At 61.2% G+C, this 25,698-nt stretch carries 27 protein-coding genes and 2 tRNA genes; 16 read left to right on the top strand and 13 right to left on the bottom strand.

Going from position 1 to position 25,698, the window contains the following annotated elements; all coding sequences use genetic code 11:
• Nucleotides 1-123 precede the first annotated feature (123 nt).
• Nucleotides 124-903: an HAD-IIB family hydrolase gene (locus tag ACZO3G_RS03490; RefSeq protein ID WP_158595605.1), complete on the bottom strand. Its 780-nt coding sequence runs from the start codon at nt 901-903 to the stop codon at nt 124-126.
• Nucleotides 904-1,103: 200 nt separating this feature from the next.
• Here ACZO3G_RS03490 and ACZO3G_RS03485 point away from each other — a divergent pair, with 200 nt between their 5' ends.
• On the top strand, nt 1,104-2,111 hold the full coding sequence (locus ACZO3G_RS03485) for a hypothetical protein (protein WP_101552611.1): 1,008 nt from the start codon (nt 1,104-1,106) through the stop codon (nt 2,109-2,111).
• A 52-nt stretch (nt 2,112-2,163) separates the two neighbouring features.
• On the opposite strand, the gene ACZO3G_RS03480 is transcribed toward ACZO3G_RS03485, so the two are convergent.
• The 8 genes from ACZO3G_RS03480 to ACZO3G_RS03445 form a co-directional block, all read right to left on the bottom strand.
• Nucleotides 2,164-4,020 carry a substrate-binding domain-containing protein gene (locus ACZO3G_RS03480; protein WP_276870566.1) on the bottom strand — a complete coding sequence of 619 codons (1,857 nt, stop codon included), beginning with the start codon at nt 4,018-4,020 and terminating at the stop codon, nt 2,164-2,166.
• Nucleotides 4,021-4,042: 22 nt separating this feature from the next.
• Nucleotides 4,043-5,248, bottom strand: coding sequence for a response regulator transcription factor (locus ACZO3G_RS03475; protein ID WP_101552614.1), 1,206 nt, complete (start codon nt 5,246-5,248; stop codon nt 4,043-4,045).
• Nucleotides 5,241-7,031: a cache domain-containing sensor histidine kinase gene (locus ACZO3G_RS03470; RefSeq protein ID WP_276870564.1), complete on the bottom strand. Its 1,791-nt coding sequence runs from the start codon at nt 7,029-7,031 to the stop codon at nt 5,241-5,243. The genes ACZO3G_RS03475 and ACZO3G_RS03470 overlap by 8 nt, the downstream gene beginning before the upstream one ends.
• 138 nt (nt 7,032-7,169) lie before the next feature.
• Nucleotides 7,170-8,159, bottom strand: coding sequence for a galactofuranose ABC transporter, permease protein YjfF (gene yjfF / locus ACZO3G_RS03465; RefSeq protein WP_306574532.1), 990 nt, complete (start codon nt 8,157-8,159; stop codon nt 7,170-7,172).
• Nucleotides 8,156-9,190, bottom strand: coding sequence for an ABC transporter permease (locus tag ACZO3G_RS03460; protein ID WP_101552618.1), 1,035 nt, complete (start codon nt 9,188-9,190; stop codon nt 8,156-8,158). Before ACZO3G_RS03460 ends, yjfF begins: the two co-directional genes overlap by 4 nt.
• Nucleotides 9,174-10,697, bottom strand: a complete 1,524-nt coding sequence (locus tag ACZO3G_RS03455; RefSeq protein ID WP_276870560.1) for a sugar ABC transporter ATP-binding protein — start codon at nt 10,695-10,697, stop codon at nt 9,174-9,176. The genes ACZO3G_RS03460 and ACZO3G_RS03455 overlap by 17 nt, the downstream gene beginning before the upstream one ends.
• 116 nt (nt 10,698-10,813) lie before the next feature.
• The gene (locus ACZO3G_RS03450) at nt 10,814-11,854 is read right to left on the bottom strand and encodes an ABC transporter substrate-binding protein (protein ID WP_101552622.1); all 1,041 of its coding nucleotides are present in this window, start codon (nt 11,852-11,854) and stop codon (nt 10,814-10,816) included.
• Nucleotides 11,855-12,058: 204 nt separating this feature from the next.
• Nucleotides 12,059-13,975 carry an NAD(+) synthase gene (locus tag ACZO3G_RS03445; protein WP_276870551.1) on the bottom strand — a complete coding sequence of 639 codons (1,917 nt, stop codon included), beginning with the start codon at nt 13,973-13,975 and terminating at the stop codon, nt 12,059-12,061.
• A 238-nt stretch (nt 13,976-14,213) separates the two neighbouring features.
• On the opposite strand from ACZO3G_RS03445, the gene ACZO3G_RS03440 reads away from it, so the two are divergent.
• The 3 genes from ACZO3G_RS03440 to ACZO3G_RS03430 all read left to right on the top strand — a co-directional run bounded on the left by ACZO3G_RS03440 (nt 14,214) and on the right by ACZO3G_RS03430 (nt 15,105).
• Nucleotides 14,214-14,843, top strand: coding sequence for a flavin reductase family protein (locus ACZO3G_RS03440; protein ID WP_276870549.1), 630 nt, complete (start codon nt 14,214-14,216; stop codon nt 14,841-14,843).
• Between the two features lie 41 nt (nt 14,844-14,884).
• Nucleotides 14,885-14,971, top strand: a tRNA-Ser gene (locus ACZO3G_RS03435).
• Nucleotides 14,972-15,014: 43 nt separating this feature from the next.
• Nucleotides 15,015-15,105 (top strand) — tRNA-Ser (locus ACZO3G_RS03430).
• Nucleotides 15,106-15,217: 112 nt separating this feature from the next.
• On the opposite strand, the gene ACZO3G_RS03425 is transcribed toward ACZO3G_RS03430, so the two are convergent.
• The 3 genes from ACZO3G_RS03425 to ACZO3G_RS03415 form a co-directional block, all read right to left on the bottom strand.
• Entirely contained in the window at nt 15,218-16,357 is a 1,140-nt protein-coding gene (locus ACZO3G_RS03425; protein WP_276870548.1) for a site-specific integrase, read from the bottom strand.
• A 131-nt stretch (nt 16,358-16,488) separates the two neighbouring features.
• On the bottom strand, nt 16,489-17,136 hold the full coding sequence (locus ACZO3G_RS03420) for an ImmA/IrrE family metallo-endopeptidase (RefSeq protein WP_276870546.1): 648 nt from the start codon (nt 17,134-17,136) through the stop codon (nt 16,489-16,491).
• Entirely contained in the window at nt 17,136-17,651 is a 516-nt protein-coding gene (locus ACZO3G_RS03415; protein WP_276870544.1) for a helix-turn-helix transcriptional regulator, read from the bottom strand. The genes ACZO3G_RS03420 and ACZO3G_RS03415 overlap by 1 nt, the downstream gene beginning before the upstream one ends.
• Before the next feature lie 172 nt (nt 17,652-17,823).
• Between ACZO3G_RS03415 and ACZO3G_RS03410 the strand changes: the two genes are divergently transcribed.
• A complete protein-coding gene (locus ACZO3G_RS03410) occupies nt 17,824-18,045 on the top strand; it encodes a helix-turn-helix domain-containing protein (protein ID WP_276870541.1) in 222 nt (73 codons plus the stop codon).
• 207 nt (nt 18,046-18,252) lie between these two features.
• Here ACZO3G_RS03410 and ACZO3G_RS03405 read toward each other — a convergent pair whose 3' ends face one another.
• Nucleotides 18,253-19,053 (bottom strand): hypothetical protein, encoded by an 801-nt coding sequence (locus ACZO3G_RS03405; RefSeq protein WP_276870539.1) that lies wholly within the window; start codon nt 19,051-19,053, stop codon nt 18,253-18,255.
• Nucleotides 19,054-19,146: 93 nt separating this feature from the next.
• Between ACZO3G_RS03405 and ACZO3G_RS03400 the strand changes: the two genes are divergently transcribed.
• The 11 genes from ACZO3G_RS03400 (at nt 19,147) to ACZO3G_RS03350 (ending at nt 25,570) form a co-directional block, all read left to right on the top strand.
• Nucleotides 19,147-19,383 (top strand): hypothetical protein, encoded by a 237-nt coding sequence (locus tag ACZO3G_RS03400; RefSeq protein ID WP_276870537.1) that lies wholly within the window; start codon nt 19,147-19,149, stop codon nt 19,381-19,383.
• A gap of 69 nt (nt 19,384-19,452) precedes the next feature.
• The gene (locus tag ACZO3G_RS03395; protein ID WP_276870535.1) at nt 19,453-19,599 is read left to right on the top strand and encodes a hypothetical protein; all 147 of its coding nucleotides are present in this window, start codon (nt 19,453-19,455) and stop codon (nt 19,597-19,599) included.
• Between the two features lie 85 nt (nt 19,600-19,684).
• Complete coding sequence (locus tag ACZO3G_RS03390; RefSeq protein ID WP_353939286.1) at nt 19,685-19,975, top strand: AbrB/MazE/SpoVT family DNA-binding domain-containing protein; 291 nt, start codon at nt 19,685-19,687, stop codon at nt 19,973-19,975.
• On the top strand, nt 19,968-20,423 hold the full coding sequence (locus tag ACZO3G_RS03385; RefSeq protein ID WP_276870533.1) for a hypothetical protein: 456 nt from the start codon (nt 19,968-19,970) through the stop codon (nt 20,421-20,423). Before ACZO3G_RS03390 ends, ACZO3G_RS03385 begins: the two co-directional genes overlap by 8 nt.
• Nucleotides 20,420-20,590 (top strand): hypothetical protein, encoded by a 171-nt coding sequence (locus ACZO3G_RS03380; RefSeq protein WP_276870530.1) that lies wholly within the window; start codon nt 20,420-20,422, stop codon nt 20,588-20,590. The genes ACZO3G_RS03385 and ACZO3G_RS03380 overlap by 4 nt, the downstream gene beginning before the upstream one ends.
• Before the next feature lie 16 nt (nt 20,591-20,606).
• Nucleotides 20,607-21,419, top strand: coding sequence for a hypothetical protein (locus ACZO3G_RS03375; RefSeq protein ID WP_276870526.1), 813 nt, complete (start codon nt 20,607-20,609; stop codon nt 21,417-21,419).
• Nucleotides 21,409-21,762 carry a hypothetical protein gene (locus ACZO3G_RS03370; protein WP_276870524.1) on the top strand — a complete coding sequence of 118 codons (354 nt, stop codon included), beginning with the start codon at nt 21,409-21,411 and terminating at the stop codon, nt 21,760-21,762. Before ACZO3G_RS03375 ends, ACZO3G_RS03370 begins: the two co-directional genes overlap by 11 nt.
• On the top strand, nt 21,759-22,574 hold the full coding sequence (locus ACZO3G_RS03365; protein ID WP_276870522.1) for a PD-(D/E)XK nuclease-like domain-containing protein: 816 nt from the start codon (nt 21,759-21,761) through the stop codon (nt 22,572-22,574). Before ACZO3G_RS03370 ends, ACZO3G_RS03365 begins: the two co-directional genes overlap by 4 nt.
• The gene (locus ACZO3G_RS03360) at nt 22,574-23,005 is read left to right on the top strand and encodes a single-stranded DNA-binding protein (RefSeq protein WP_276870520.1); all 432 of its coding nucleotides are present in this window, start codon (nt 22,574-22,576) and stop codon (nt 23,003-23,005) included. Before ACZO3G_RS03365 ends, ACZO3G_RS03360 begins: the two co-directional genes overlap by 1 nt.
• Nucleotides 22,989-23,582, top strand: a complete 594-nt coding sequence (locus ACZO3G_RS03355; RefSeq protein ID WP_276870518.1) for a CHC2 zinc finger domain-containing protein — start codon at nt 22,989-22,991, stop codon at nt 23,580-23,582. The genes ACZO3G_RS03360 and ACZO3G_RS03355 overlap by 17 nt, the downstream gene beginning before the upstream one ends.
• A gap of 77 nt (nt 23,583-23,659) precedes the next feature.
• Nucleotides 23,660-25,570 carry a DUF927 domain-containing protein gene (locus ACZO3G_RS03350; RefSeq protein ID WP_276870516.1) on the top strand — a complete coding sequence of 637 codons (1,911 nt, stop codon included), beginning with the start codon at nt 23,660-23,662 and terminating at the stop codon, nt 25,568-25,570.
• The last annotated feature ends 128 nt before the right edge of the window (nt 25,571-25,698 follow it).

The following is a 25,698-nucleotide window of genomic DNA, read 5'->3' as shown; positions in this document are numbered from 1 at the left end:
CTCACGATGTAGCGTACGCTTTTCCCCGCTGACGCGGTGATGCACACTTTATCCTCATTATAAGGGAATTTCCGTTTCCTGTCAATCAAAGCGCCGCCGCGGCTTTTCTTTCCGGGGCGCGCCTCAGGAAATCTCCGCCAGAAGCGCCGCCAGCGCCTCCTCCACGCGCGCGCAGCGGCTGGGGAACCGTTCGAGCAGCGCCGGGTCGGCGGTCTCCATCAGGCAGGGGCGGCCGACCGCCTCGAGCATCTCCACATCGTTGAAGTTGTCCCCAAAGGCCATCATCTCGTCCTTCCCGATGCCCAGCCGCCGGGCGACCGCCTCGATCGCCATCCCCTTGTCGGCGACCGTGAAGTCGATCCACGCCGCGCCCGACACGGCGGCCGTCACGACATTCCCCCACTTTTCGATGAAAGCCGGGGCCACGCGCGCCGCGCCGTCCCCGTGGACGTAGGCGGAAACCTTCAAAAATTCCTCGTCCACCGAGAAGAGGTCGTCCACGATCGTGACGGTGTTTTTCATCGTGTAGACGACAAAGTCGGAGTAGCTCCTGCGGCGCGGGCAGAGGTAGGAGGTCTCCCGCCCCGAGAGCATGACCTCGCAGTCGTCGCGCGCGAGGATGTCCCGCATGAGCGCCTCCCCCGTCTCCCGTTCGAGCGGGATGGTGGAGAGCGCCGCGCCGTGGTGCATCGTGAGCGCGCCGTTTTCACAGATAAAGAGCATCTCGTGCCAGTGGGGCGAAAACATCCGCCGCAGGTTGGGATACTGCCGCCCGCTCGCGGGCGCGAAGAGGATCCCCCGCTCCAGCAGCTTCCCGATCAGCCGCAGGGCCTCGGGCGTCAGGGCCTGGGCCCCGTTTTGCAGGAGCGTCCCGTCCAGATCGCTCGCAACCAGCTTGATCACCATAACTCCCCCGTTTCCGGCCGCCGTGCGGCCGGGTCCAGTGTAACACGGCGGAAGCCCCTTTGCCAAGGGGCTTCCGCCATTTCCCCGCGCCCGCCGCCGCTTTCTCCGTCCCAGACGGTTTTTTTGGACCGTCCCGGTTGTATTTTGTTGAAAATAGTCCTATAATGAATGGAAGAAACCGGAAGGGAGCGGGCAGGATGATCGAACAGGCTGCGGGCGTGATCGCCTCATTCGTGCAGAGCGCCGTGCAGGAAGCATTCAAGGGGTTTGCGCAGGACAGGCTCGACGAGCGGGCGCTGGAGCGGCTGTACGGCGAGCTGGACGCGGCCATCGAGCGCCAGTGCTCCGGCGGGGCGGAGGCGGAGGCCGTGCGGGACGCTGCGGACAAGCTGACCTACGCGTACACCGATCCCCAGGTCCTCACCGACGACTGGCGCGCCGAACTGACCGAGCGGTTCTACCGGGAGCACCCCGACATCCGACGCAGTGAACGGCTTGACCACCTCTTTACCGACTGCTACGCGCGGCTGGACAGGTACCTTTCCGCCCAGCTGGGGCAGAAGGGGCGCCTTTCGCTGCTGGCGAACCGGCAGGACGGGAAGGAAAACGCCCGCCTGGTGATCGACCGGATCGACCGGACGGAAAACAACCTCAAGCAGCTGCTGCAAAGCGGAAGGAGGTTCCCCATGCTCTGTGTCTGCAAGGACCGGCCCGTGCTCTGCGAGGTGTGGGACAGCGCGTTCGACGGCATCGACCTTTTCAGCGGGGACACCCTCTTTTTCACCGAGTCGGTGGGGGAGGACACCCGCAAGCTCACCCTGAGCCTCGTCAACCCCGGACAGGTCCCGATCACCGAACTGACCCTCTCCGATTTTATGGTGGGCGTCGTGACCGACGTGCAGTATGAGAACGGCTATTACGAGTCCACGCAGATTTTTCAAAACGTGGACGGGCAGAGCGTCCGCAACATTATCTTCCCCGGCCAGCGCTTCGATCTGAGCATGGTCTTTGACGACGAGCTCGGGGAGGACCGGGAGAAGCCGGGCTACCTCTACGTCTCCTTCGCGGCCAGCGCCCTCTGCGTGGAGGGGGAGGAGCCCGCCCGCTACCGCTACGACCTCTTCTGCGACCGGCAGGAGGCGCGCGGAGAGTCCGCGCCCTTTTACACCGGGAGCTACCGGATCTGCGTGCTCCGCCAGAGCTGAAAAAACCCGGAAAGGACCGGCGGCCAAACGGCCGCCGGCCCTTTTTCGCGCCTCAATATTTGCGCCCGCGCAGCTCCTCTCTGGGGGTCTGCGCGGTAAAGACCCGTTCGTCTGTGATGATCCGCAGCGGCAGTTCCTTCCCGCTCATCAGGTCGGTCACCGCCTTCATGAGCTGCGGCCCGAGCAGCGGGCTGCACTCGACCACGCAGTTGAGCCTGCCCTCCTCGAGCGCCTTGACCGCCTCCTCTGTGCCGTCCACCGAGATGATCTTCACGTCCCGGCCCGGCTGGATGCCCGCCGCCTCGAGCGCGTCGACCGCGCCGAGCGCCATGTCGTCGTTGTGGGAATAGATCACGTCGATGTCCCACGCGTGCTCCCGCAGATACTGCTCGACGACGAGACGTCCCCCCTCCCGGGTGAAGTCGCCGCCCGCGGAATAGACGATCGAATAGTCGGGATGCTCGGCCAACAGCATCTCAAAGCCCCGCTTGCGCTCGATGGTCGGGGTGGCCCCGACCGTCCCCTGGATTTCAAGGATGCGCACCGGGTGCTTATCCGCGGGCACGTTCGCCGCCGTCCAGCGCATGGCGCGGCGGCCCTCCTCGATGAAGTCCGCGCCGATGAAGGTCATGAAGAGGTCGTCCTCCGCCACGGAGATCTTCCGGTCGGAAAGCAGCACGGGGATGCCCGCGTCGCGCGCCTCCATGAGCACCTCGTCCCAGCCGCTGTCGACGATGGGGGAGATGACGATCACGTCCATCCTCTGCCGGATAAACTCCCGCACCGCCTCGAGCTGGGCCTGCTGGTCGTTGTCCGCGTCAATGGCGGTCAGATCGACGCCGAACTCCCGCGCCGCGTCCCGGATCGACTGGTTGTTCGCCAGCCGCCAGCCGCTCTCGGTGCCCACCTGTGCGTAGCCCACGCGGATCGTCCGGTCGACCGGACGGGTCGCACGGTCGAGCTGGCGCTCGTAGCTGTCCACATTTTCCCGCGTGATCGCGTGGCTGCGCAGGATGACCTGCTTGGGCACGCCGCTCACCTTCCCGAGGATGTCGAGCGAAAACTGGATCGCCTCCCTGCCGCCGGTCGGGCAGGTGATCGTCTCGTCGATTTTCCCGCCGCGGATGAGCTCCAGCCCGCCGTCCTGCCCGGTGAAGCCGTCGATGCCGACGATTTTCACGTCGTCGCAGCCGAGCCGGTGGGCGGCCTTATAGGCGCCGAGCGCCATATAGTCGTTGTGCGCGAAGATCACGTCGAACTCCCGGAGCCGCTCGCCGTAGGCGCTCACCAGGTCCTCCGCCGCGTCGCGCGACTCGTTTTCCACCGTGACCGACTCGATCTCGATGAGCGGGAAAAGGGAGGTGACCGAGCGAAAGCCGCCGCTGCGCTCGGCGCTCGCCTGCGAATGGGGCCCGCCCTTGAGCTCGAGCACCTTCGCCGCCGAGCCCCGCACGAGCCGGACGGCGGCCTCCCCCGCCTGCTTGCCGATCAGGTCGTTGTCCGGCCCGATGAAGAGGGAGTAGTCGTAGCCCTCCACCACCCGGTCGAGCACGATGACGGGGATCTTCTGGTAGACCTCGCTGACCACCGGCGTGATCCGCTCGACGTCGTGGGGCGAGACGATCAGCAGATCGATGCCGTAGCCGAGCAGGCGCTGGATGTCCTCGACCTGCTTTTCGCCGTCGGAGGTCGCGTCGGTTATGACCAGCCGGATCTCCGGATGCCTGGCCGCCTCCTCCTGCAGTTCGCGGATCAGCACCAGCCGCCACGGCTCGCGCATGTTGGCCTGCGAGACGCCGATGACATACCGGATCTTCCCCTCCTCCGGCCCGGACCGGCAGCCCGCGGGCAGCAGGAGCAGGGCGGCGCAGAGCAGCGCCGCCGTCAGCCGCCGGAATTCCCTTCTCATATGGCCGTCCCCTCCTTTTCCGTCACCGCGCGGCGCCGCCCCTCCGATACTCCATCGGGGAGACGCCGAGCACCTTTTTGAAGGCGCTGCTGAAATAGTGCTGGCTTGAATAACCCACCCGCTCCGCGATCTCGTACATCTTGAGCTCCCCGTCGGCGAGCAGCTCGACCGCCCGCCGGATGCGCACCCGCGAGAGGTAGTCGACAAAGGTGACCCCCGTCTCGTGGCGGAAGAGGCGGCTCAGGTGCTGGGGGGAGAGGTGCAGGCGGTCCGCCGCCCCCTGGAGCGAGAGGCAGGGGTCGGCGTAGCGCTCCTCGATGTAACGCCGCGCCTCCAGCACCGACTGCGGGCATTTTTCCCGCTGCTCGAGCAGCTCCATCGCGTCGTCGTACGCCTCGGGCAGACCGGCCAGACGGTCACCCGGGACCTGCGACAGCACCGCCTGCGCGGGCAGGTGCTCCTCCAGCAGCTCCCGCAGCTCCCGCGCGGTGGCGCTCCAGCGCGCGGCGGGCAGGCAGGAGGAGAGGACCACGAGATCGCCGCTCGCGTTCTTGCAGGAGGTCACCGGGCCGAGCGGCTCGAAGAGCTCCCGCGCGATGTTCTCCGCCGCGTAATAGAGCAGGTTCTCGTCCCACTCCTGCCCCACCATCGTCTTCCCCTCGTTCACCGAGAGGTGCGCGACCGTGACGCCGTAGGGCTCGGGGATGGAGATGCCGAGGTAGCCGAGCTGCTCGGCCACCTCCGGCTCGCTGTACCGCCCCTCAAGCCAGCCGTCGAGGAAGGCGGCGACGAGCGACGAGCGGTTCTTTTCGAGCTGCATGCGCGCCCAGTCGAGGTATTTGACCTGCCTGCGGTTGGTCTGGAGCTGCTGCTTGGCGCGCCCGACCGCGTCGTAGAACGCGTCCTCCATCACCGGCTTGAGCAGGTAGTCGAACACCCCCAGCCGCAGCGCCTGCTGCGCGTAGGAAAAATCGTCGTAGCCGGTGATGACGATGATGACCGCGCCCCGCAGCACCCCCTCGAGCCGCTCGATGAATTCCAGCCCGTTCAAAAAGGGCATGTTGATGTCGACGAGCAGCAGGTCGGGCAGGCGCTCGGCGGCCAGCTCGAGCGCCTGCTCCCCGTCCTCCGCCAGCGCGGCGACTTCAAAGTCCGGGTCCCTTGCGAGCAGCCGAGAAAGGCCGCTCCGGATGATCTCCTCGTCATCCGCGATCAATGCCTTATACATGGAAAACCTCCCGGTTGATCAATTCCGCCCGGGCGGGCAGCGAGACCGTCACCGTCGTGCCCTCCCCCGGCGTGCTGTCAAGCGATATCCCGTAGCGGTCCCCGTAGCACAGCCGGATGCGCTCCGCGATGTAGAAGAGCCCGAAGCTCGTCTTCTCCATCTCGTCGAGCGGCTTTTTGAGCTGTTCCCGCAGCGCGGCGAGGCGTTCGGGCGGCATGCCCGCGCCGTCGTCCCGCACGGTGATGCGAAGCCCCTCCTCCGACATCCGCCCCGTGACGGCGATCGTGCCGCCGCCCCGCTTCTGCTTGATGCCGTGGTAGATGGCGTTTTCGACGAGCGGCTGCAAAATCAGCTTGGGCACGAGGCAGCCCGAAAGCTCGGCCGGGACGTCGACCGCGTAATTGAGCTTGTCCTTGTAGCGGATCTTCTGGATATAGAGGTAGTTGGAGACGTGGGTAATCTCCTCCTGCACGCTGATGAAGTCCTTGCCGTGGGAGAGGCCGATGCGGAACATGCTGGTGAGCGCGTCGACCAGCCTCACGATGTCGTCGGCGCCGTAGTCGCGCGCCATCCAGCTGATCGTGTCGAGGGTGTTGTAGAGGAAGTGGGGCTTGATCTGCTCCTGCAGGCTCTTGAGCTCGGCGTCCCGCTTGCTCTGCTGCTCCTCGTACACCCGGTGGATCAGGTGGTCGATGCGGTGGATCATATGGTTGAAGCTGTGGCCGAGGTCGCCGATCTCGTCGCTGTAGAGGCTGTTGAACCGCACGGACAGGTCGCCCGACTCCGCCTGCTTCATGAGCTTCTGGAGCTTGGAGATCGGCTTGGTGACCGAGTTGGCGAGCTGCAGCGACACGAAGAGCACCAGCGCGCCCGTCCCGACGATGCAGAGGATGAGCACATAGACGATCGTGTTGATGCCGCCCATGACCTCGTCGAGGGAAAAGACGCCCACCGTCTTCCAGCCGGTAAAGCCGCTCTGCTCGTAGCGGATCTGGTAGCGCCCGCCCGCGATCTGCGCGGTCACCGGGACGCCCGCGTCCCCGTCGAGCCAGGCGGGGTCGACGCGGTAGACGATCTCGTTGACGGGGGTGAAGACCATGTTGTCGTCGGAGTCGACGACAAAGACGAACCCCTTCTCCCCGATTGTCACGTTCTTGATCGAGTCGGTGATGATCTCGTGGCTCACGTAGAAGAGGATGACCCCGCGCACCTCGCCCGTCCGGCGGTCCTTGACCGCCTTGGCCAGCGAAAAGACGTTGTCCGCGCTGTAGTCCTGCTTGGTGACGATGTTCCGCCCCGTCGTGCTGCCCACCAGCACCACCCGGTCGGGCTCGGTCGACGCCAGCCGGTACCAGTTCTCGCTCGTGAAGGGGTCGCGGGAGATGCGGCTCATCCCCGTGCTTACGCTGTCGTCCTGCTCGGTGGCGATCAGGATGCCCGCAATCTCGGGGTGGGAGCGCGCGATGTCGCTGAGGGTGCTCGAGACAGGCGTCTGCATCCGTTCCCACGCCGCCGCGTCCTCGAGCATCCCGCTGCGCTGGAGCATGCAGGTCAGGTAGTCGGCCATCTTGTCGATCGTGCTGATGTACATGTCGATCGAGTTGCTCACCTGCCCGGTGATCTGCGCGGTGTGGGCCATCGTCGTCTGCCGCGCCTGCGACAGGAAGACCCCCGCGCTCACCGCGGCGAAGATGACCAGGGGGATGAGCGCCATAAAGACATAGGTGATCGCCATCTTGTTGCGGAACCGGTTGTTCTGGAAGAGCTCCCAAAGCCGCCTCATCGCGCGTCCCCCCTTTCCCGTTTTTCCGGACTTTTCCATTATAGCGGAAAAACCGCTTTCGCGGCAGGTTCAATATAACCAAGATTGTCCGGCCGCTTTTGTCAAAGCGGCCGGACCGGCAGTCACGCGAAGCCCGCGTTAACCCTTGTTTTTAAGCTTTTCCGCGCGGATGGCGATGATCCGCTGGATGACGATGAAGACGCAGAGCAGCGCCGCGATCGTGACCTTGGTCCACCAGGTGTTGAGGTTCTGGTAGGTGACGATCGTCTGGATGACGCCCTGGATGAGCACGCCGAACATCGTGCCGATCACGGTGCCGACACCGCCGGTGAGCAGCGTGCCGCCGATGACCGCCGAGGAGATCGCGTCGAGCTCGAGGCCCATGTTCTGGAGCGAATAGCCCGCCAGCGTGTAGAAGCTGAACACCACGCCGGCCAGCGCCGCGCAGAAGCCGCTGATCGCGTAGACGGAGATCTTGGTGCGCGCCACCGGAAGCCCCATGAGCACCGCCGACTGCTCGCCGCCGCCCACCGCGTAGACCCCGCGGCCGAACTTGGTGTATTTGAGCACGTAGTAGGCGAGCGCCACGACCGCCAGCGCGATGAACACGTAGTAATAGAGCTTCGCCTTGCCGAAGGCGACCTTGCCCAGCGCCATGCTCTTGTAGAAGCCGTCGGAGATGGGGATCGACTCGGTGCTGATCACCGCGCACAGACCGCGCATGAAGAACTGCCCCGCGAGGGTGACGATGAAGGGCTGGAGATCGTAGCTGTGGATGAGGAAGCCCATCAGTGCGCCGACGCCCAGCCCGATGAGCAGCACCAGCGGGATGACCACGAAGGCGGGCACTCCCAGCCGCAGCAGGAAGGCGGAGAAGACGCAGGTGAACGCGAGGGTGGAGGCGACCGAGATGTCGATGCCTCCGGTCAGCAGCACGAAGGTGATGCCGACCGAGACGATGATGAGGTAGGCGTTGTCATTGAAGAGGTTCAAGAAGGTGGAGAGGGAGAGGAAGCGGTCGTATCTGACCGACCCCGCCGCGAACAGCCCCACGAAGAGGATGACGGTGATGAAGAGGGAGACGTTTTTGATCCCGCCCCTGCGCCTTGTTTTTTCCAGTGTGCTCACGCCGCGCTCACCGCCTTCCGGGAGGTCAGCCTGGCCGCGACGGCGGCCTTGAACTTCTTCGACTGCGCCAGGCAGATCGCGACGACGATGAGGGCCTTGACCACCTGCGTGACCTCGGGGGCGACGCCCATCGCGTAGACCGAGGTGGTGATCGACTGGATGATCAGCGCGCCGACGATCGAGGCGGGGATCGAGAACCGCCCGCCCGCGAGGGAGGTGCCGCCGATCGCGACCGCGAGGATCGCGTCCATCTCGATCATCAGGCCGGCGTTGTTGCAGTCGGCGCCCTTGATGCCCGCCGACTCGATGAGTCCCGCGATGGCCGCCATCGCGCCGCAGAAGGTGTAGATGACCAGCTTCACCCGGTCGACGTTGATGCCCGCGAACCGGCTCGACACCGGGTTGCAGCCGGTCGATTCGACGAAGAGCCCGAACGCGGTCTTCTTGGTGAAGAGCATGATGAGCAGCACGAAGAACCCGACGATGAAGAGGGGAAAGGGCAGTCCGAGGATGTAGCCGCCGTTAATGAAGTAGTAGGCGTCCGAATTGACGGTGACGATCTTGCCGTCGGTGATGAGCTGCGCGATGCCGCGCCCCGCCACCATGAGGATCATCGTGGCGACGATCGGCTGGATTTTGATCTTGGAGACGAGCAGCCCGTTCCACGCGCCGCAGAGGACGCCCGCGAGCACCGCGATGAGCACCGCGGCCGTGACGCTGCCGCCGAGCGACGACAGGATGCGCCCGTCGACGACCGAGCAGGCGATCGCGCCCGAAATCGCCATGACCGATCCGACCGAGATGTCGGTGCCGCCGGTGGCGAGCACCATCGTCATGCCGGTCGCGAGCAGCATGAGCTTGGAGCCGTTGCGCAGGATGTCGATGAGCCTGCCGTAGAGGTGGCCGTCGACGATCCTCATCTGGAAGAAGGCGCCGCCCGACACGACGCCGTTGACGAGCAGGATGGCGAGCAGCACCATCAGCGGCCAGAAGGACTGGCACTTCGTGAGCTTTTTAAGCCGGCTGTTCATTCTGCGCACCTCCCGCGATCAGATTCATGATGGCCGCCTCGGAGATCTCCTCACCGGAGAGCTCGGCGACCTTCACCTTGTCCCGCAGCACCGCCATACGGTTGCAGCAGCGCAGCATCTCGTCGATTTCGGACGAGATGAAGATGAGCGCCATGCCCTCCTCGGCCAGCTGGATGACGATCTTCTGGATCTCCGCCTTGGTGCCGATGTCGATGCCGCGCGTCGGCTCGTCGAGCATCAGCAGGTCGGGGTTGGTGGCAAGCCAGCGGGCGAGGATGACCTTCTGCTGGTTGCCGCCCGACAGGTTGCGGATGAGCTGGTCCTGCGAGGGGGTTTTGATCGCGAGCTTTTCGATGTACTCGTCCGCGATCTTCTCCGCCTCCGCGCGGGAGATCGCCCGCAGCATCCCCCGCTTGGTCTGGAGGGCGAGGACGATGTTTTCGCGGATGGTCAAATCCCCCACGATGCCCTCCGTCTTGCGGTTCTCGGGGCAGAAGGCGAACCCGCTGCGGATCGCCGCGAGGGTGCCGCGCACCTCCGTCTTCCTGCCCCGCACGTCGACCTCCCCCCGCTCCATCCGGTCGACGCCGAAGATGAGCCGGGCGGTCTCGCTGCGCCCCGAGCCGAGCAGCCCGGAGAGGCCGAGCACCTCGCCCCGGCGGATCTCGAGGTTCACGTCCGGGATCGAGGCGGAGCCCGCCCCGCGCAGCTCCACGAGCACCTCGCCCATCCGCTCCTCGCCGCCCTTCGCGGCGGCGCTGCCCTCGAGCTCGGCGTACTCCTTGCCGATCATCTTGCCGACCAGCTGGACCCGCGGCAGCTCGGCGGTCGCGTAGGTGCCGACATATTCGCCGTTGCGCAGCACGGTGATCGTGTCGGTGACCTCATAGACCTGATCGAGGAAGTGGGTGACGAAGATGATGCCCATGCCCTGGCTTTTGAGCATCCGCATGATCTCGAAGAGCTTTTGCACCTCGACCGCCGTGAGGCTCGAGGTCGGCTCGTCGAGGATGAGCACCCGGGCCGAAATGTCGACGGCGCGCGCGATGGCGACCATCTGCTGCACCGCGACCGAATAGGCGTCGAGGTTCTGGGTGACGTCGATATTCAGATTAAACCGGCCGAGCAGCTCCGCCGCCTTCCGGTTGATGGTTTTCCAGTCGATGCGCCCCGCCCTGCGGGGCTCGCGGCCGATATAGATGTTCTCCGCCACCGACAGGTTGGGGCAGAGATTGATCTCCTGATACACCGTGCTGATGCCGGTCTCCTGCGCCTCCTGCGGGGTCCGGGGGAAGATCTCCTTCCCCTCCAGCCAGACGGTCCCGCTGTCGCGCTGTTCCACGCCGGTCAGCACCTTGATCAGCGTGGATTTGCCCGCGCCGTTTTCGCCGAGCAGCGCGTGAATCTCCCCCGCGCGCAGGGAAAACTCCACGTCGTCCAGCGCCACGACCGCCGGGAACCGCTTGGAGATGTGCTCCATGCGCAGAAGCAGCTTTTCCGCATCCATCGCCGTATCCTCCTCTCGCTATTCCTGCATGACTGTCGAAATCCGCTCCGACCCAGCGCCGGAGCGGATTTCAACGTTTCTATTCGTGTTGGGAAGAAAGAATGAAAAGACTTGGATCAGTAGACGCGGTTCGGCAGGTCCTCGGCCGCGGTTTCGGCGCGGTAGACGCCCTCTTCGGATTTGATCCACTTCTCAACCGTCTCGCCGGCCTTGAGCTTGGCGCAGGTCTCGAAGAACTGGGGTCCGAGCAGCGGGTTGCACTCGACGGTGACGTTCGCCTCGCCGGCGGCCATCGCCTCAAAGATGCCCTTGACGCCGTCGCAGGAGACGGTCTTGATGTCGACGCCCGGCTTGAGCCCGGCTTCCTTGATCGCTTCGATCGCGCCGAGCATCATGTCGTCGTTGTGGGCGAAAACGCCCTGGATCTCGCTGCCGTAGGTCTTCAGGAAGGACTCCATGACCTCTTTGCCCTTCGCACGGGTGAAGTCGCCGGTCTGGGAGGCGAGGATCTCGATGTCGGGATATTTGGCCGCGATCTGGTCGTCGAAGCCCTTCTTGCGGTCATTGGCCGCGGAGGCACCCACGGTGCCCTCAAGCTCGACGATCTTGCCCTTGTTGTCGAGCAGGCGCGCCATCTCGTCGGCGCCGTCGTTGCCCTCCTTGATGAAGTCGGAGCCGATGAAGGTCGCGTAGAGGTCCTCGGGAACGTCAGCCTTGCGGTCGACGAGCACGATCGGGATGCCGGCCTCCTTGGCCTCGGTGAAGACCGCGTCCCAGCCGGTTTCCACGACGGGGGCGAGCCCGATGACGTCGACGCCCATGTCGATGAACGATTTGATCGCCTTAATCTGGTTTTCCTGTTTCTGCTGCGCGTCCGCGAACTTGAGGTCGATCGTGTCGATGTTCTGGCCCGCGTAGAACTGGATGGACTGGGTCTCGGCGTCACGCCAGCCGGACTCCTGTCCGATCTGCGCGAACCCGACGACGAGCTTGTCGTTGGCGGGCTTGGCGGCGGGCTCGGCGGGAGCCGGGGCCGCGTCGGCGGAGGCGGGCGTATCGGCCGGGGCCGGAGCCGCCGCGGGCTCGCTGCCGCACCCCGCGAACACCATGGACGCCATGCACACTGCCAGGACGATTGCCAGGATTCTCTTTTTCATTTTTCTTTTCTCCTTCTCGCAGATTCGGGTGTTTCTCCCTTTCGGTGATTTTATCCTACCACCCGCCCGCTGGAAAGTCTTTACAATCAAAAAGCCAAAATATGCGATTTTTTAGCAGGCGCCGGTTTCCCCTCAGCCCGTCCGGGCGCGTCAAAAAAGCCTCCCGGCCCCCGCTGTGCGGGGCCGGGAGGCTGTGTCGCGGGATCAGGAGAGCGCGTCGAGCTCTGCGAGCCAGAGGGCGGCGGCCGCGTCGCTCGGCATCCGCCAGTCGCCGCGCGGCGAGAGGGAGACCGAACCGATCTTCGGCCCGTCGGGCAGGCAGGAGCGTTTGAACTGCTGCGCGAAAAACCTGCGGCAGAAGGTCCGCAGCCAGTGGAGGATCGTTTCGCGCCCGTATTGGCCGTCGAAGGCGCGCAGGGCGAGGCGCAGGATCTTGCGGGGGGAAAATCCCCAGCGCACGAGGTAGTAGAGGAAAAAGTCGTGCAGCTCGTAGGGCCCCACGAGATCCTCCGTCTTCTGCCCGATCTCCCCCTCGGCGGGCGGGAGCAGCTCGGGGCTCACCGGGGTGTCGAGGATGTCGCGCAGCACTTTTGCGAGGACCGGGTCGCCGGCGCGGTCCGCCTCGTATGCCACGAGCTCCCGCGCCAGCGTCTTGGGCACCGACGCGTTGACTCCGTACATCGACATGTGGTCGCCGTTGTAGGTGGCCCAGCCGAGCGCCAGCTCGGAGAGGTCCCCCGTGCCGACCACCAGCCCGCCCGTGCGGTTGGCGATGTCCATCAGCACCTGGGTGCGCTCGCGCGCCTGCGCGTTTTCATAGGTCACGTCGCGCAGGCCGGGGTCCTGCCCGATGTCGCGGAAGTGCACGCCGACCGCGTCCGCGATATCCACGCAGGAGAAGCTCACGCCGAGCCGTTCGCAGAGGAGTTCCGCGTTGCCCTTCGTGCGCGCGGTCGTGCCGAAGCCGGGCATTGTCACCGCCTGCACGCTGACGCGCGGACGGCCGAGCAGATCGGCCGCGCGCACCGCCGCGAGCAGGGCGAGCGCCGAATCGAGCCCGCCCGAGATGCCCACGACGGCGGTCTTCGCGCCTGAGTGGGCGAGCCGCCGGGCAAGCCCGCGCGACTGGATCTGCAGGACCTGCTCGCAGCAGCCGTCCCGTTCCCCCGGCGAAGGCAGGAAGGGGTGCCGCGGCACCGTCCGGGTGAGCGGCGTCTCGCGTGGGGAGAGGGAGAAGGTGCTGCTCAGGTAGCCCTCGCGGGCGGCGGCCGGGAAGGTGGTCAGCCGCCTGCGCTCGGCGGTGATCCGGCCGATGTCCAGGTCGGTGACGGCGAACCCGCCGGTAAAGGGCGGCTTCTCCGCGAGCAGCGCGCCGTCCTCCGCAATGAGCCCGTGCCCCGAAAAGACCATGTCGGTGGTCGACTCCCCCTCGCCCGCGTTGGCATAGAGGTAGCCGCAGACGAGCCTCGCCGACTGGTTCTTCACCAGCTCCCGGCGGTAGGCGGCCTTGCCGACCGTCTCGTCCCCTGCCGAAAGGTTCACGAGCACCGTCGCGCCCGCCTGCGCGAGCGTGATCGACGGCGGGCAGGGCGCCCACAGGTCCTCGCACACCTCGACGCCGAGCACCAGCCCGGGCAGCTCCTCGCAGTGGAAGAGCTGCTTTGCGCCGAAGGGGATCACGTCCTCCCCAAAGACGCCCGTCAGATAGCCGTTCTCCTCCGGCGCGGGGGCGAACCACCGTTTTTCATAATATTCGCCGTAGTTGGGCAGATGGGTCTTGGGCACCAGCCCGAGCACCTCCCCACGGCAGAGGACCGCTGCGCAGTTGTAGAGCTTTCCGTGCCACATGACCGGCAGCCCCACCGCCAGGAGCATGTCGAGGTCCTCCGTCTCCCGGCGCACCGTCTCAAGGGCGGCATACGCCCCCTCGATCAGCGTGTCCTGCAGGAAGAGGTCGCCGCAGGTGTACCCCGTCAGGCAGAGCTCGGGCAGCGCCAAAATCCGCACGCCCTCCATCGCGGCGCGCCTGGCCGCCGCAGCGGCCGACGCCGCGTTGTAGGCGCAGTCCGCCACCCGGATTTCCGGCGTGCCCACCGCCGCCTTGATCAGTCCATCCTTCATTGGAGGTCATCCCTTCCCGCTTTCTTTCCGGCTTCCCCAACCGGGCAAGCCCCGGCGAAATTGACGCCGCCGGTTCGGCCGTTCCTCCGGTGCCCGGGCACCGGCCGCGGTCCGTCTGACTACAATTATACCCGTCCAAATTGGGCTTGTCTACCAAAGAAATCCGTAAAACGTTGCACCTTGCGGCGGAATGATGGTATACTAAGGATAAATTGACCGGAAAGGGCGGAACCTATACATGCCGAAGCTGCTTTGGAAGCCGGGGACGCTGCTCGCGCCCGTGCCGCCCGCGCTCGTCTCCTGCGGAACGCTCGAAAAGCCGAACCTTTTGACCGTCGCGTGGACGGGCATCGTAAATACGAATCCCGCCATGACCTATGTCTCGGTGCGCCCCGAACGGTATTCCCACGGGCTGATCTCCGAGACGGGGGAGTTCGTCGTCAACCTCACCACCGCCGCGCTCGTGCGCGCCACCGATTTCTGCGGCGTGCGTTCCGGCCGCGGCCTTGACAAGTTCTCCGCCTGCGGCCTTACTCCCGAGGCCTCCGGTAAGGTGTCGGCCCCCTCGGTCGCCGAGTGTCCCCTCTCGCTCGAATGTGTCGTGCGGCAGGTGCTGCCGCTCGGCTCCCACGACATGTTTCTAGCCGAGATCGTCGCCGTCGGCGTCGACCCCTCCCTCGTCGACCGCGCCGGCAAGCTGCACCTGGGCTCCGTGGGGCTTGCCGCCTACGCCCACGGGGAATACTTCGCGCTGGGGAAAAGCCTCGGCACCTTCGGCTTCTCGGTGCGCAAAAAGCCCGCCGCCAAGCGCCGCGCCCCGGGCAAAAAATCCGCCCCCCGCCGCGCTCCGCGCGGGGAAACCACTTGACTTGTCCCCATAAATATGGTATTATGATTGGCGTTACGTACGGAGAGATGTCCGAGCGGTTTAAGGAGCCGGTCTTGAAAACCGGTGACTCGAAAGAGCCGTGGGTTCGAATCCCACTCTCTCCGCCAACATCCCCTCCACAACTAAATATCCTGAACGCACCACCCATTTGGAGATGTACCCAAGTCGGTGAAGGGGCTCCCCTGCTAAGGGAGTAGGTCTGGAAACGGGCGCGAGAGTTCGAATCTCTCCATCTCCGCCAAAACCCGCATGATAAGCCAGTTTGATGGCTGTCATGCGGGTTTTTTGTCTGCCCAAAAAGTGAGTGTAAAATAGCAAAAAATAATTCTACTGACAACATTACTGACAACATTTTATGCGTGGGAATCCTCGTCTTTTGCTATCTTGTTGACGGCTTCCAGCATCGAATCCGCATCCACGTGGATGTACCGTTGGGTGGTCGCAAACTTTGTATGCCTCATGACTTTCTGGATGATCGATGGTGGTATATCCGCGAGAGCGAGTGCTGTCGCCGTCGAGTGCCGGCAATCGTATGGGGTGTGCTCCGCCGCAAAACCACAGCGCCGCATCGTCTCGTGGAATTGCTCATAAAAATAGTCCCGGTTCAGGTCCAGCAGCATCTTGCTTTTAGAGTGTTCGCAGAGGTCATGCAGCACCGGTAAGATAATATCCGCGATAACCAGCGGCGTTTCCTTGCGCTTTTTGGTTTTCAGGCCGCAACCGAGGATTGTCTGCTTTCCCCAATCGATCATAGCCTTCTCTGCGATGAACAGTTCACCTGGCATCATCCCGCTATAGGACATCAACAAGATATATCCGGTGAACGTATGCCCGTCCGCATAGTCCTTCCAAAGGGATTTCAGTTCCTCGGATGAGAATGGGGTCTTCTCCCCTTCTTCCAGCTTCGGCAACACAAGGAATTCCGCCAGATTTGAGGTAACATCCCCCTGAGCAATTGCCCGCTTGTAGAGATGGGACAGCAAGGATTTCATGTCCCGAGCCGGGTAGAAAGTCGGCGCTTTCTCGTCCAACTGATCCTGCAACACGCCGATCGTCAGTTGTGATATGTCGGTATACGCCAGTTGCTCCCACTTCCCGAATGCAATTTTATAGGCCGTCTGTTTGGATTTTGATAATTTGAGCAACGCGCTCGTACTCCATGGCTGATAGAGTGTATTCAGGGTGACTGTTCCCTTTTTGATCTGCTGCCCGCGAAGGGCAAGTGTATAATTGAGCGCGTCCGTTTTGCTCGCGAACCCGCCTTTGGTGCGCTTGACCGGTATGCGCTTCTTTTTACCGTCTTCGAGTTCGACGGTCTTCCAGCCCACTATGGCGACAGCCGTCCAGGCCTTCCCTCTCTTATATGCCGATCCAGTGCCGTTTGGGCGTGCTCTCCTGCTCCGCTTCTTTTCCGCCGGCATCTGCCGGGTTCCGCAGAAACAGCAGAAAATGCTGTCGGCCGGGATCTCCCGCGCACACTTCTTGCAAATCAAAAAATAACACCTCGCCAGGCCCTTGCGATTTGGCCCACGAGGTGGTAAAATCAAATCGCAAGAGCTGTAAATTTTGGTAGGTTTATGGCTTGCATCTGACCGCTTCCGGTTGCCGCCGGGAGCGGTCTTTTTTAAATCCGGTAAGACAGTGATCTGCAACCTGGGGGCGTAATGTCAGGAACACCGTTGGCTTTCTCGGAAATATAGCGGGCAATAAAAGAATCTAACTGATTGAGCAGGATTTTCTCTTCTGACTCCAAGCGGAAAGAGCCCCGAGATCGCCGTTCACTCAAACTCCGCCAGCGGGCTTGCGTCGCCTGGACTGAAACGTCGAACAGGTCGCGAAGTTCCTCTGCCGACTGCACATCGCAGAAATGCGCAATAACTTCGGGGCACAGGAGGCGTGCAGTGAAGTTGTCGGCCTGTATATCTAGGAAATCCTTCACAACGCCCCTGGACAACGTTGGGCGTTGCTCTGTGATGTGCCCGAGGAAGATATGACCCAACTCATGGGCAAGCGTCCAGCGGCAACGTGCGGGGCTGTTGCAATGATTATAAAATACCGTGTATCTTCCATTAAGCAGCTGGGTGAATCCGTCCTTCCCGTAACGGTCGAAGAGTTCCGCGCATGTCCGGCCAGTCGCGTGCATATAGTCGCTGTACTCGAATACTAGAATGTTGTTTTTTCTGGCGATGCCAGTGGGCCGCACTGGAAATTGTTCGATCTTGTTGTCAATCAATACCTTCCAAGCTGTCTTAGAAATTTCACTGACAGACATTAGGTATCACCCTGATTTCTCCTCCTCTTTTTCTCGTCCGCGGGCTGCACCAGCTTTTCATAAACTGCCTGCATATCCTTTAACTCTTCCGCGTCGGGGACGTGGACGCCGCCGCCACGGGCTGCAATATTGCCGACCTCGATGGGGGCGGCTTCCGGCGAAAGCGGTGTAACGTTGTTTTTTGAATGGCTATACTCTACGTCTAGCACTGACAGCACTGCGGTTTTTCCATGTTCATCGAGGTCTCGACAAGTTTTAATAACCCGCCTGCAGTCCTCTACTGTATCCCCTTCTACAGTAGAGGATTTTTTATATCCAAACTCCGCCTGAACATCTGTTACACGATAAAGGCCACATAAGAGCAACAGGGTATCAGCATCCGGCTGTCCCCTCCCGTTTTCCCACGCTCCAACGGTTTTATCGGATTTCCCAACATATAAGCCAACTTCTTTTGCTGTCAAACCGCAGGCGTTCCGCAGTCGCTTGAGGGTTGCGGCAATTTCTTGTCTTGACATCCGTTGCTACCACCTTTTTATCTAGTGCCATTATTATAACCTACAAATTCTCGAATTTCAAGAACTTACTCTAAAAAATATAGATAAAAATTGCTAAAACGGCTTGACACTCTATGAAACATAGTATAAAATATAGAAAAGTCTAATAAATATAGATTAAAGGGGTGATAATATGCCTGGTGTATCAGACCGGTTGAAGACGAAGATCGACACCGCTGGGATCAAATACACAACGCTTTCCCAAAAGACAGGAATACCAATCGACACCATATCAAAAATTTTTTTGGGCAAGCGCCGCTTGATGGCAGATGAGTTGTTTAATCTTTGTGATGCCGCCGGGATAAACGTAAACGAACTGCTCAGCGACGATTTAACAACTCATGTAAGCAAATGATGACTACGCAAAAAACCGCCCCGAGGGGCGGAAGTAAGGAGCGGTAAATGCTGGATTCAGTACGATCAGTATTATTGATTGCCGCAATTGTCATGTCGATCATAAGTATTCTTTTTAGGAGGTGATCAATTGGAACGGACGATAAAAATCATATCATATGTCGGCCTCCTGCAGACTGGGCTGATTATATTGCAAATCTTTCTGTATTCAAGGCTTTTCAATATTCTCTCCGAGTTCAGCCTCATTCTCACCCAGTTCTCCACCATCCTCGTCCAACTCGGAAAGCTCGTCTAAAATCGATTTAATTGCTTCAACTTCTCCAGCTATTATTTTTATATCATGTTCGATTTCTTCTAGCCCCTGTACTTTTCGCTCTTCAATGGTGGCCTGCCTGTCATTCTGGCTGATTATCGCTTCGTTTTGCAATCGGGCACTTTCTCGAGCAATTTCCTCACTCTTTCGGTCGGCGATTTGAAAAAGCAAAGCGATGATCGCAAGCAACACTCCAAGAGCGGACAGGATGTCGGAGCGTACCCATTTTTTACGAAGCTTAACCTCTTCACAGGTTTTGACGGCTTGGGTACAGCTCTCATTATCATATTTATCAGCAAACGATGCAGCAACATCTAACGCTTGTAGTCCACGAGAATACAAGGACGGAGGCACAGTATCCCATGTGCTCTTCTCAATAAAAGCGGCTATAGAATTGATTTGGTTAGATGCCGCTAAACATGACAAGTGAATATTTATAAAAGGTTCCTGTGCTTTGCGTATCGAATCTGCCAGTCCTATTAAGGGAACGGCGATGTCAGTTGAGAATCTGGCCTCAAATTGATCGGAAAACCGCTTGATGGACTGCATACTGGCAGCCCAATTATCCGCCACTTCCTTGCAAGTGAGGATTGGGCTTATCAAATCGGTACGAAACTTGCTCACTGATGCCTGAATCTGGGAAAGACAATTAAGTTTTGACAGAATAATATTTTGTTGAGCTAAAAAATCGTACATTTTCCCACCTTCTCCCAATAAAATTTTACCACAAGTAAAACGGCCAAGCAATACAAACCGCCCCAAGGGCAGCAGAAAGGAGGTTGGTAAATCATGACGCTGGACCAGATCGAAAAGCTGGATAAGGACATGCTGGTGCCGGCGGACATCTACGAGTATCTCGACACAGACCCGAACACGCTGCGGTGGCAGGCGCAAAACGAACCCGAAAAGCTCGGCTTTCCCGTCATTGTCACGAAGAGCCGCGTGAAAATTCCTAAAGAAGGCTTCGTGTTCTACTGCCGCTTTGGGCGACCGATTATTTTCACCGGTAAGGAGGCCCCAGCATGATGGACAACCTTGTCACCTTCGCGGCAATCGCGGGCCCGCTGGCGGTCTTCATGATCGTGGTATCAGGAGTTGAAATGTATATCGAAAGGAGGGGACACAATCGGCACCTGGATCATCACAATCCGCATCACCCAGCAACACCTCTGCATGCTCATCAGCGAGCTGGTGGCCGGCGTGATCCTGTTTCTCGCGCTCTGGCGCAGCGCAAAAAGATAGCGCCCCGCGGTGGTAGGACACCGACGAGGCGCACGAGAAAAATATCTATACTTAAAGTGTAACGCGAAAAGGAGGCGTTGTCAACATGAAAGCGACTGGAATTATCCGCCGTCTCGACGAGCTCGGCCGGGTGGTCATCCCGAAGGAACTGAGGCACAGATACGGCTGGGCTCAAGGTGACCCGATCGAAATCTATACGACGGACGAAGGCATCATGCTGCAGAAATATTCCCTCGGGAACCCCGTACCGGACAACGTCCGAGATGGGCTCAGGCAACTCGCCGAAAACGCTGACAAGTTGGAACTGCGGCTGGCGATGGAAAAGTGCCTGGATATGTTCGACCGGGCAATGTCGGGAGACCCACAAAATGAGTAGCGATAAAGCCCGTGGCTGGGCGCCGGAGGAAGTCATCCGTCTGCGGCAGATGGTAGCAGATTATGCAACTGCCCCCGAGCTGGCCGCAGCTTTCGACCGAACAACCAGTGCGATCTATCAAAAGCTGTCCTCACTGGGCCTGAAAATCAAACGCCGGCCGGAGCCAGAGCCGCATGAGTGGGGCGGCACTCATGAGATTAAGCCACGTATATTGGTCGAACAGGCTGTGCCCGCGCCGCCTGCGGCACCCGAATTGCCAAATGACACTGCGAGCCAACCAGGACACGGATCGGAGCCGCCAGCTTCTCTTTTGGACGGCATCGCTGACCGATTGCGGGCGATCTCGGTGGAGTTGGTCAATGACCCCAAATCACCCCGGGGTTGGCGCCTCTTCGGGCAGGTCCAGGCGCTCATTAGTATTTTACGGGACGAGGAGGCAAAAAAATGATTGACACCAGAAGTATCCGTTCGCTGGACGACGTCGGCCGGGTCATGATCCCCCGGGATATTCGCCGCCTGGTCGGCTGGCAGCCCAACGAGATGGTGGTCGTCGAGACGGACGGCGAGGTCGTGACGCTGCGTCGGCTCGAACCGGATCCGCTGGACACGCCATGATAGGAGGATTGTGCAAATGAGTGATCTTATAAAGGCCGGCAACGGTCTGGCCACCAACATGGTGGTTTCCCGGCAGGCCCAAGAGGTGCAGGGCGCCATCTTCATGGCCAAGCAGTTCCCGCGTGACCAGATGGATGCCAGACTGCGTATCACCAAGATGTGCGAGCGAAAAAGCCTTGCCGCCGTCAGCCAGTACACCTTCCCGCGCGGAGGCCAGAAGGTAAACGGCCCCTCCATCCGGCTGGCGGAGGCCATCGCACAGGCGTGGGGCAACATTGATTACGGGATCATCGAGTTATCCAACACAGACGGGCTCTCCGAGATGATGGCGTATGCCTGGGACCTCGAAACCAACGTCCGCCGCTCCATGGTATTCTCGGTAAAGCACGAGAGGGATACCAAAAGCGGCAAGCAGGCCCTGACCGACAACCGGGATATCTACGAGATGACCGCCAACATGGGGGCCCGCAGGGTCCGCGCCTGCATCCTGGGCGTTATCCCCGGCGATATCGTGGACGAGGCCCTTGGTATCTGCAACAAGACCATGGCCCAGGGAGAGGGCAAGAGCTTCGACGACGCAGTAAAAAACATGCTCCAGATGTTTGAAAAGTCTTTCAAGGTCTCCCGCAAGCAGATCGAGGACTACATCGGCTATCCGGTGGCCAGCTTCGACGCCTCCGATCTTGCCAGCCTCAAGGGCGTATACGATGCGCTCAAGGACGGGATGGCAAAGCGGGAGGATTACTTTACCTTTCAGCGGGCAGCCGTGGATGCTCTGGCGGTGAGTGTGGGAGACCAGGAAACGGAGGCGCCCAAGGATGCTGTATGACCTGTTCCGCGAGACTCGCATGGTGGCCTGTACACATTGTGGGGATGAGTTCCCGGAGTGCGAGCTGATGCCGCTTGACGGCCAGTTCGTATGCGAAAACTGCATCAAAGACAAGTGCGACGAACATGCGGATGAACTGCGCGAAGACTTTATCGCCGCGCACGAGGCCGAGTTTTACCTCGATTATTGGTGGGCATATCTCCCGCAGGAGGACCGGCTGCGCCTTGCCAAACAGGCATACCAAGCGGAAGCCGGAGAGGCGGGCCTGCCGGAGCTCGAGGGGGACTTCTGCGTGGATCATGAGGATTGGCTTTCCTTTGCAGAGGGGGAGCTGGAGGGATGACAAATGCAAGCGGGACATCCGGAGGCGTCGCCCTCACGGAGAGCACCTATTTTTCTCCCGAGGCGCAGGCCGTTTACATGAGTGCCAGCCAATTCAAGGCGTTCAGAACCTGCGAGGCGGCCGCACTGGCAGAGATCCGCGGCGAGTGGCTGCCGGAGGAGACAACCGCGCTGCTCGTCGGGAATTACGTGGACGCCCACTTTTCCGGTACGCTGGAGACCTTCCGTGAGCAGCATCCCAGCATCTTTACCCGGGCTGGCGAACTTAAGGCGGAATACCGGCAGGCGGAGCAGGTCATCGCCCGAATCGAGCGGGATCCTACGCTCACAAAATACCTGTCCGGCGAAAAGCAGGTCATCATGACCGGTGAGATTGCGGGTGTGCCGTTTAAAATTAAGGTGGACTCCCTGCACCGCGGCAAAGCCCTCGTCGATCTCAAGATCATGCGGGATTTCCAGCCGGTATGGGATCCGGACGGGCATCGGCGCTTGCCCTGGTGGCTGGCATGGGGATACGATTTTCAGGCCGCCATCTATCAGGAGGTCGAGCGACAGAGCCGCGGGGCGGACGCCGCGCCTCTGCCCTTCTATCTGGCGGCGGCGACCAAGGAGCGGGAACCGGATATCGGCATTTGGCAGGTCGAGCAAAGCCAACTCGACAGCGCATTGGAAGTCGTCCGCGAGCTGGCTCCGCAGTACGCCGCCCTCAAACGCGATGATGGCGTACCGGACAGATGCGGAAGTTGTGATTGGTGCCGACGCACGAAAGTCATCACCGAGATCGGACTTTTATCAAAGGAGGACGTTGCCTGATGCAAACAAAGCTGCCAGACGGGTCTGTCATGGTTTCAGGCTACGTGCCCCGCGACGCCGAATACCGGCGGGTCGGCGATAAGGATTCCTCCCTGGCGCACTTCTCCGTCAAGGTGGGCGAGAAGCCCTCCGCCAACGTGGACGAGCGTGGAGAAGCCATCTGGGTCCGCTGCACCTGCTGGCATGCGGCTGCAAGGGCGGCCGCGGATATCCGCAAAGGAGACTTCGTTTTCGCCATCGGCCGCACCAAGACGGGGGAGTATACCGACAAAAGCACCGGCGAAGTCAAGACAAGTACGGAGTTGGTCTGCGAATTTGTTAGTATCATGCGGGACGCGCCTGATACGGCGGTGCCCGCGCAACCCTATGTGGCGGAGGAAGCCGGCGATTTCGCTGAACTCTCTGGAGACAACAATGACCTGCCTTTCTGAGCTGCGAAAGCAGCGCGCCGCCACGGGGGATTCCGGGCGCGCAGAGCACGCTGGGGGTTCGATCTCTCCAGACGCTTTTGAACGGATCAAGGCGGCGATACCAGCACGTGAGGCGGCAGAGTACTATGGGTTCCGCGTCAACCGGCACGGACGCATGCCCTGCCCCTTCCACAACGGCCGCGATCCCAACCTCCGCGTTTATCCGGGGGACAGGGGCTATCACTGCTTTGTCTGCGGCGCCACTGGGGACGTCATAGACTTCACCGCCCGGCTGTTCAGGTTAGATGCGCGGCAGGCGGCCCGGCGGCTCAACGAGGATTTCCGCCTTGGCCTGCCGCTGGACGGCCACACGGATTCCGCGTCCGCCCGGGAATGGCGCGAGCGCCGACGCAGGGAGGCCACAGAGCGCGCCGCCGCCTGTGTGGACATCCTGCTCAAGTGCGCCGAGGCACGCGAAATACGGGCCACAGAACCGCCGTGGAAAGGCCTGCCGGCAGAGGACGCGGGAGCATACGCCGAGCTGCTCGGGCGATTAGAGTATCTTGACTACTATTTTGATTACACGGAACAGAGGTGAGGGAGACGGCGAAAACAACCGGCGCGCCATCGGTACAGGGCAATTTAGGGATGCGCCGCATCACCCCACGATACACGATGGACGACTACCTCAAAACGACAGCGCCCTATGAAGAGCTCTATGCCTTGCGGGGCGACCCGTTCCTGCATGAGCAAAACCTCGCCCAAATGATGCAGGAAGCGGAGGCAATCGGCTTCAAAGGCTTCAACAGGTTATACAGACAGTATATTAAATCAAAGGAACGGCCGCGGGACGTCGTCGGCTACACCAACTCCACCGAGTTTACCGGACAGGCCGCCGAATTGGACACCGGAGAGTGGGTCGCGGACGACTTCGGCGTGCGCACGGGCGCGGGGGCAAACGCCCTGGAGGCGTGCTGCCATCCGGTCATGCCGGTGGAACGGCTCATCAACATCGACACGGGGCTTGAAAAACTGCGTATTGCATATTCCAAGGGCAAGCGATGGCGGGAGGTCATTGTAGATAAAAGTCAACTGGCCAGCCCGCAAAAGATTATTGCACTCGCGGACAACGGGATCGCGGTCAACAGCGAAAACGCCAAAGCGCTGATCCGCTACCTGCACGACGTCGAAAATCTCAACTATGACAGGATCCCCGAGCGCAAGAGCGTTTCGCGGCTGGGATACATAGAGGGAGAGGGCTTCTCGCCGTTTGTAGACGGGCTGGTATTCGACGGACTGGCAAACTTCCGTGCGGCCTTTGAAAGCGTCCGTGACGCCGGGAAGCGGGATCGGTGGATGGAGGCGGCGCTCGGGGTGCGTGCATCCGGAAGCGTTACGGCCCGTATCGTGCTGGCCGCCTCATTCGCCTCGGTGCTGGTGGCCCCCTGCGGGGCGCTCCCCTTTTTCGTCCATCTTTGGGGCGGAGAGAGCGGCACCGGGAAAACAGTGGCCCTCATGCTGGCCGCCAGCGTGTGGGCGAATCCCGCGCCCGGCCGGTATATCCAAACCTTCAACTCCACCAAGGTCGGTCATGAGAAGCTGGCCGCCTTTTACAACCACCTGCCCCTCATGATCGACGAGCTGCAGCTCTCTCGCGGCGCCAAGGGGAAGCCAGATTTCGACGTCTACGCCTTGGCGGAGGGCGTTGGGCGCACGCGCGGCACCCGCACGGGAGGCGTCGAGCGAACCGCCACCTGGGCGAACTGCATTCTGACCACAGGCGAAAGCCCGATCACCACCCTGCAAAGCGGCGCCGGCGCGGTCAACCGCGTCATCGACATCGAGTGCAGCCCGAGCCAGAAGGTCATAGAGGACGGACCGGGACTGTCTGCCGTTGTAAAGCGTAATTACGGTTTTGCCGGCCGGGAATTTGTCGGACGGCTTTACGGGGACGACGGAGAAGGGACAGAGCGCGCGCAGGAATTATACAAACAGTATTTTCGATTGCTGTCTGAAAATGACACCACCGAAAAGCAGGCGATGGCCGCGTCGGCGATCCTCGCGGCGGACGCGCTCGCCACTGAATGGATCTTCCGGGACAGTCGGGCGCTTTCCGTGGAGGATCTGTCGAGATTCCTCGCCTCGAAGGCGGCGGTGTCCGCCGGCGCCCGCGGTTACGAGTATATGTGCCAATGGGTGGCGGCGAACGCCAATCGCTTCGAGACGAGGGACAGCGCGATCGATAAAACCAATGAGGTCAACAGCGTACCCACTGGAGAAATTTACGGTGCGATCGAAGACGAAACCATGGGGGCCAGCTACACAGGAAACAAAGTCGCTTTTATCATCAAATCTGTATTCAATCGGACTGTGGAAGAAGCTGGATTTTCAGCTTCGGCTCTCATGAGTTACTTGAAGGAGAACGAATTGATTCTTATTCGGGGCCGAAATCTCACCCGGGGGAAGCGGATTCGCCGAGTCCTCGCCGAGTGTGTGGCCCTGCGGATCAATGACATGGATGCGGATGATTTTATCCCGGACGACCTTCCATTTGGTCCGGGTGAAGTGGAACAGCAGCGATTTTAAGGATTATGTAGGGAGCATGTGGGGGCCTGTGGGACAGGCGGAAACCCGCAAACCCGCATTGCAGGCTGGTTGTGGGACTGTGGGACTTGTGGGTACTGATATAAGGGTATATATAAGAATATTATTAT

Source organism: Anaerotruncus sp. (assembly GCF_057433415.1).
Note: the sequence above shows the minus strand (reverse complement) of the source record. Positions and strands in the feature narration are given on the sequence as shown.

Excerpts from the sequence above, each read along its gene's own strand:
- ACZO3G_RS03485 (WP_101552611.1), top strand. The coding sequence starts at position 1,104 with ATGATCGAACAGGCTGCGGGCGTGATCGCCTCATTCGTGCAGAGCGCC.
- ACZO3G_RS03480 (WP_276870566.1), bottom strand. The coding sequence starts at position 4,020 with ATGAGAAGGGAATTCCGGCGGCTGACGGCGGCGCTGCTCTGCGCCGCC.
- ACZO3G_RS03475 (WP_101552614.1), bottom strand. The coding sequence starts at position 5,248 with ATGTATAAGGCATTGATCGCGGATGACGAGGAGATCATCCGGAGCGGC.
- ACZO3G_RS03470 (WP_276870564.1), bottom strand. The coding sequence starts at position 7,031 with ATGAGGCGGCTTTGGGAGCTCTTCCAGAACAACCGGTTCCGCAACAAG.
- ACZO3G_RS03460 (WP_101552618.1), bottom strand. The coding sequence starts at position 9,190 with ATGAACAGCCGGCTTAAAAAGCTCACGAAGTGCCAGTCCTTCTGGCCG.
- ACZO3G_RS03455 (WP_276870560.1), bottom strand. The coding sequence starts at position 10,697 with ATGGATGCGGAAAAGCTGCTTCTGCGCATGGAGCACATCTCCAAGCGG.
- ACZO3G_RS03450 (WP_101552622.1), bottom strand. The coding sequence starts at position 11,854 with ATGAAAAAGAGAATCCTGGCAATCGTCCTGGCAGTGTGCATGGCGTCC.
- ACZO3G_RS03445 (WP_276870551.1), bottom strand. The coding sequence starts at position 13,975 with ATGAAGGATGGACTGATCAAGGCGGCGGTGGGCACGCCGGAAATCCGG.
- ACZO3G_RS03440 (WP_276870549.1), top strand. The coding sequence starts at position 14,214 with ATGCCGAAGCTGCTTTGGAAGCCGGGGACGCTGCTCGCGCCCGTGCCG.
- ACZO3G_RS03420 (WP_276870546.1), bottom strand. The coding sequence starts at position 17,136 with ATGTCTGTCAGTGAAATTTCTAAGACAGCTTGGAAGGTATTGATTGAC.
- ACZO3G_RS03415 (WP_276870544.1), bottom strand. The coding sequence starts at position 17,651 with ATGTCAAGACAAGAAATTGCCGCAACCCTCAAGCGACTGCGGAACGCC.
- ACZO3G_RS03410 (WP_276870541.1), top strand. The coding sequence starts at position 17,824 with ATGCCTGGTGTATCAGACCGGTTGAAGACGAAGATCGACACCGCTGGG.
- ACZO3G_RS03405 (WP_276870539.1), bottom strand. The coding sequence starts at position 19,053 with ATGTACGATTTTTTAGCTCAACAAAATATTATTCTGTCAAAACTTAAT.
- ACZO3G_RS03400 (WP_276870537.1), top strand. The coding sequence starts at position 19,147 with ATGACGCTGGACCAGATCGAAAAGCTGGATAAGGACATGCTGGTGCCG.
- ACZO3G_RS03390 (WP_353939286.1), top strand. The coding sequence starts at position 19,685 with ATGAAAGCGACTGGAATTATCCGCCGTCTCGACGAGCTCGGCCGGGTG.
- ACZO3G_RS03385 (WP_276870533.1), top strand. The coding sequence starts at position 19,968 with ATGAGTAGCGATAAAGCCCGTGGCTGGGCGCCGGAGGAAGTCATCCGT.
- ACZO3G_RS03380 (WP_276870530.1), top strand. The coding sequence starts at position 20,420 with ATGATTGACACCAGAAGTATCCGTTCGCTGGACGACGTCGGCCGGGTC.
- ACZO3G_RS03375 (WP_276870526.1), top strand. The coding sequence starts at position 20,607 with ATGAGTGATCTTATAAAGGCCGGCAACGGTCTGGCCACCAACATGGTG.
- ACZO3G_RS03370 (WP_276870524.1), top strand. The coding sequence starts at position 21,409 with ATGCTGTATGACCTGTTCCGCGAGACTCGCATGGTGGCCTGTACACAT.
- ACZO3G_RS03365 (WP_276870522.1), top strand. The coding sequence starts at position 21,759 with ATGACAAATGCAAGCGGGACATCCGGAGGCGTCGCCCTCACGGAGAGC.
- ACZO3G_RS03360 (WP_276870520.1), top strand. The coding sequence starts at position 22,574 with ATGCAAACAAAGCTGCCAGACGGGTCTGTCATGGTTTCAGGCTACGTG.
- ACZO3G_RS03355 (WP_276870518.1), top strand. The coding sequence starts at position 22,989 with ATGACCTGCCTTTCTGAGCTGCGAAAGCAGCGCGCCGCCACGGGGGAT.
- ACZO3G_RS03350 (WP_276870516.1), top strand. The coding sequence starts at position 23,660 with ATGGACGACTACCTCAAAACGACAGCGCCCTATGAAGAGCTCTATGCC.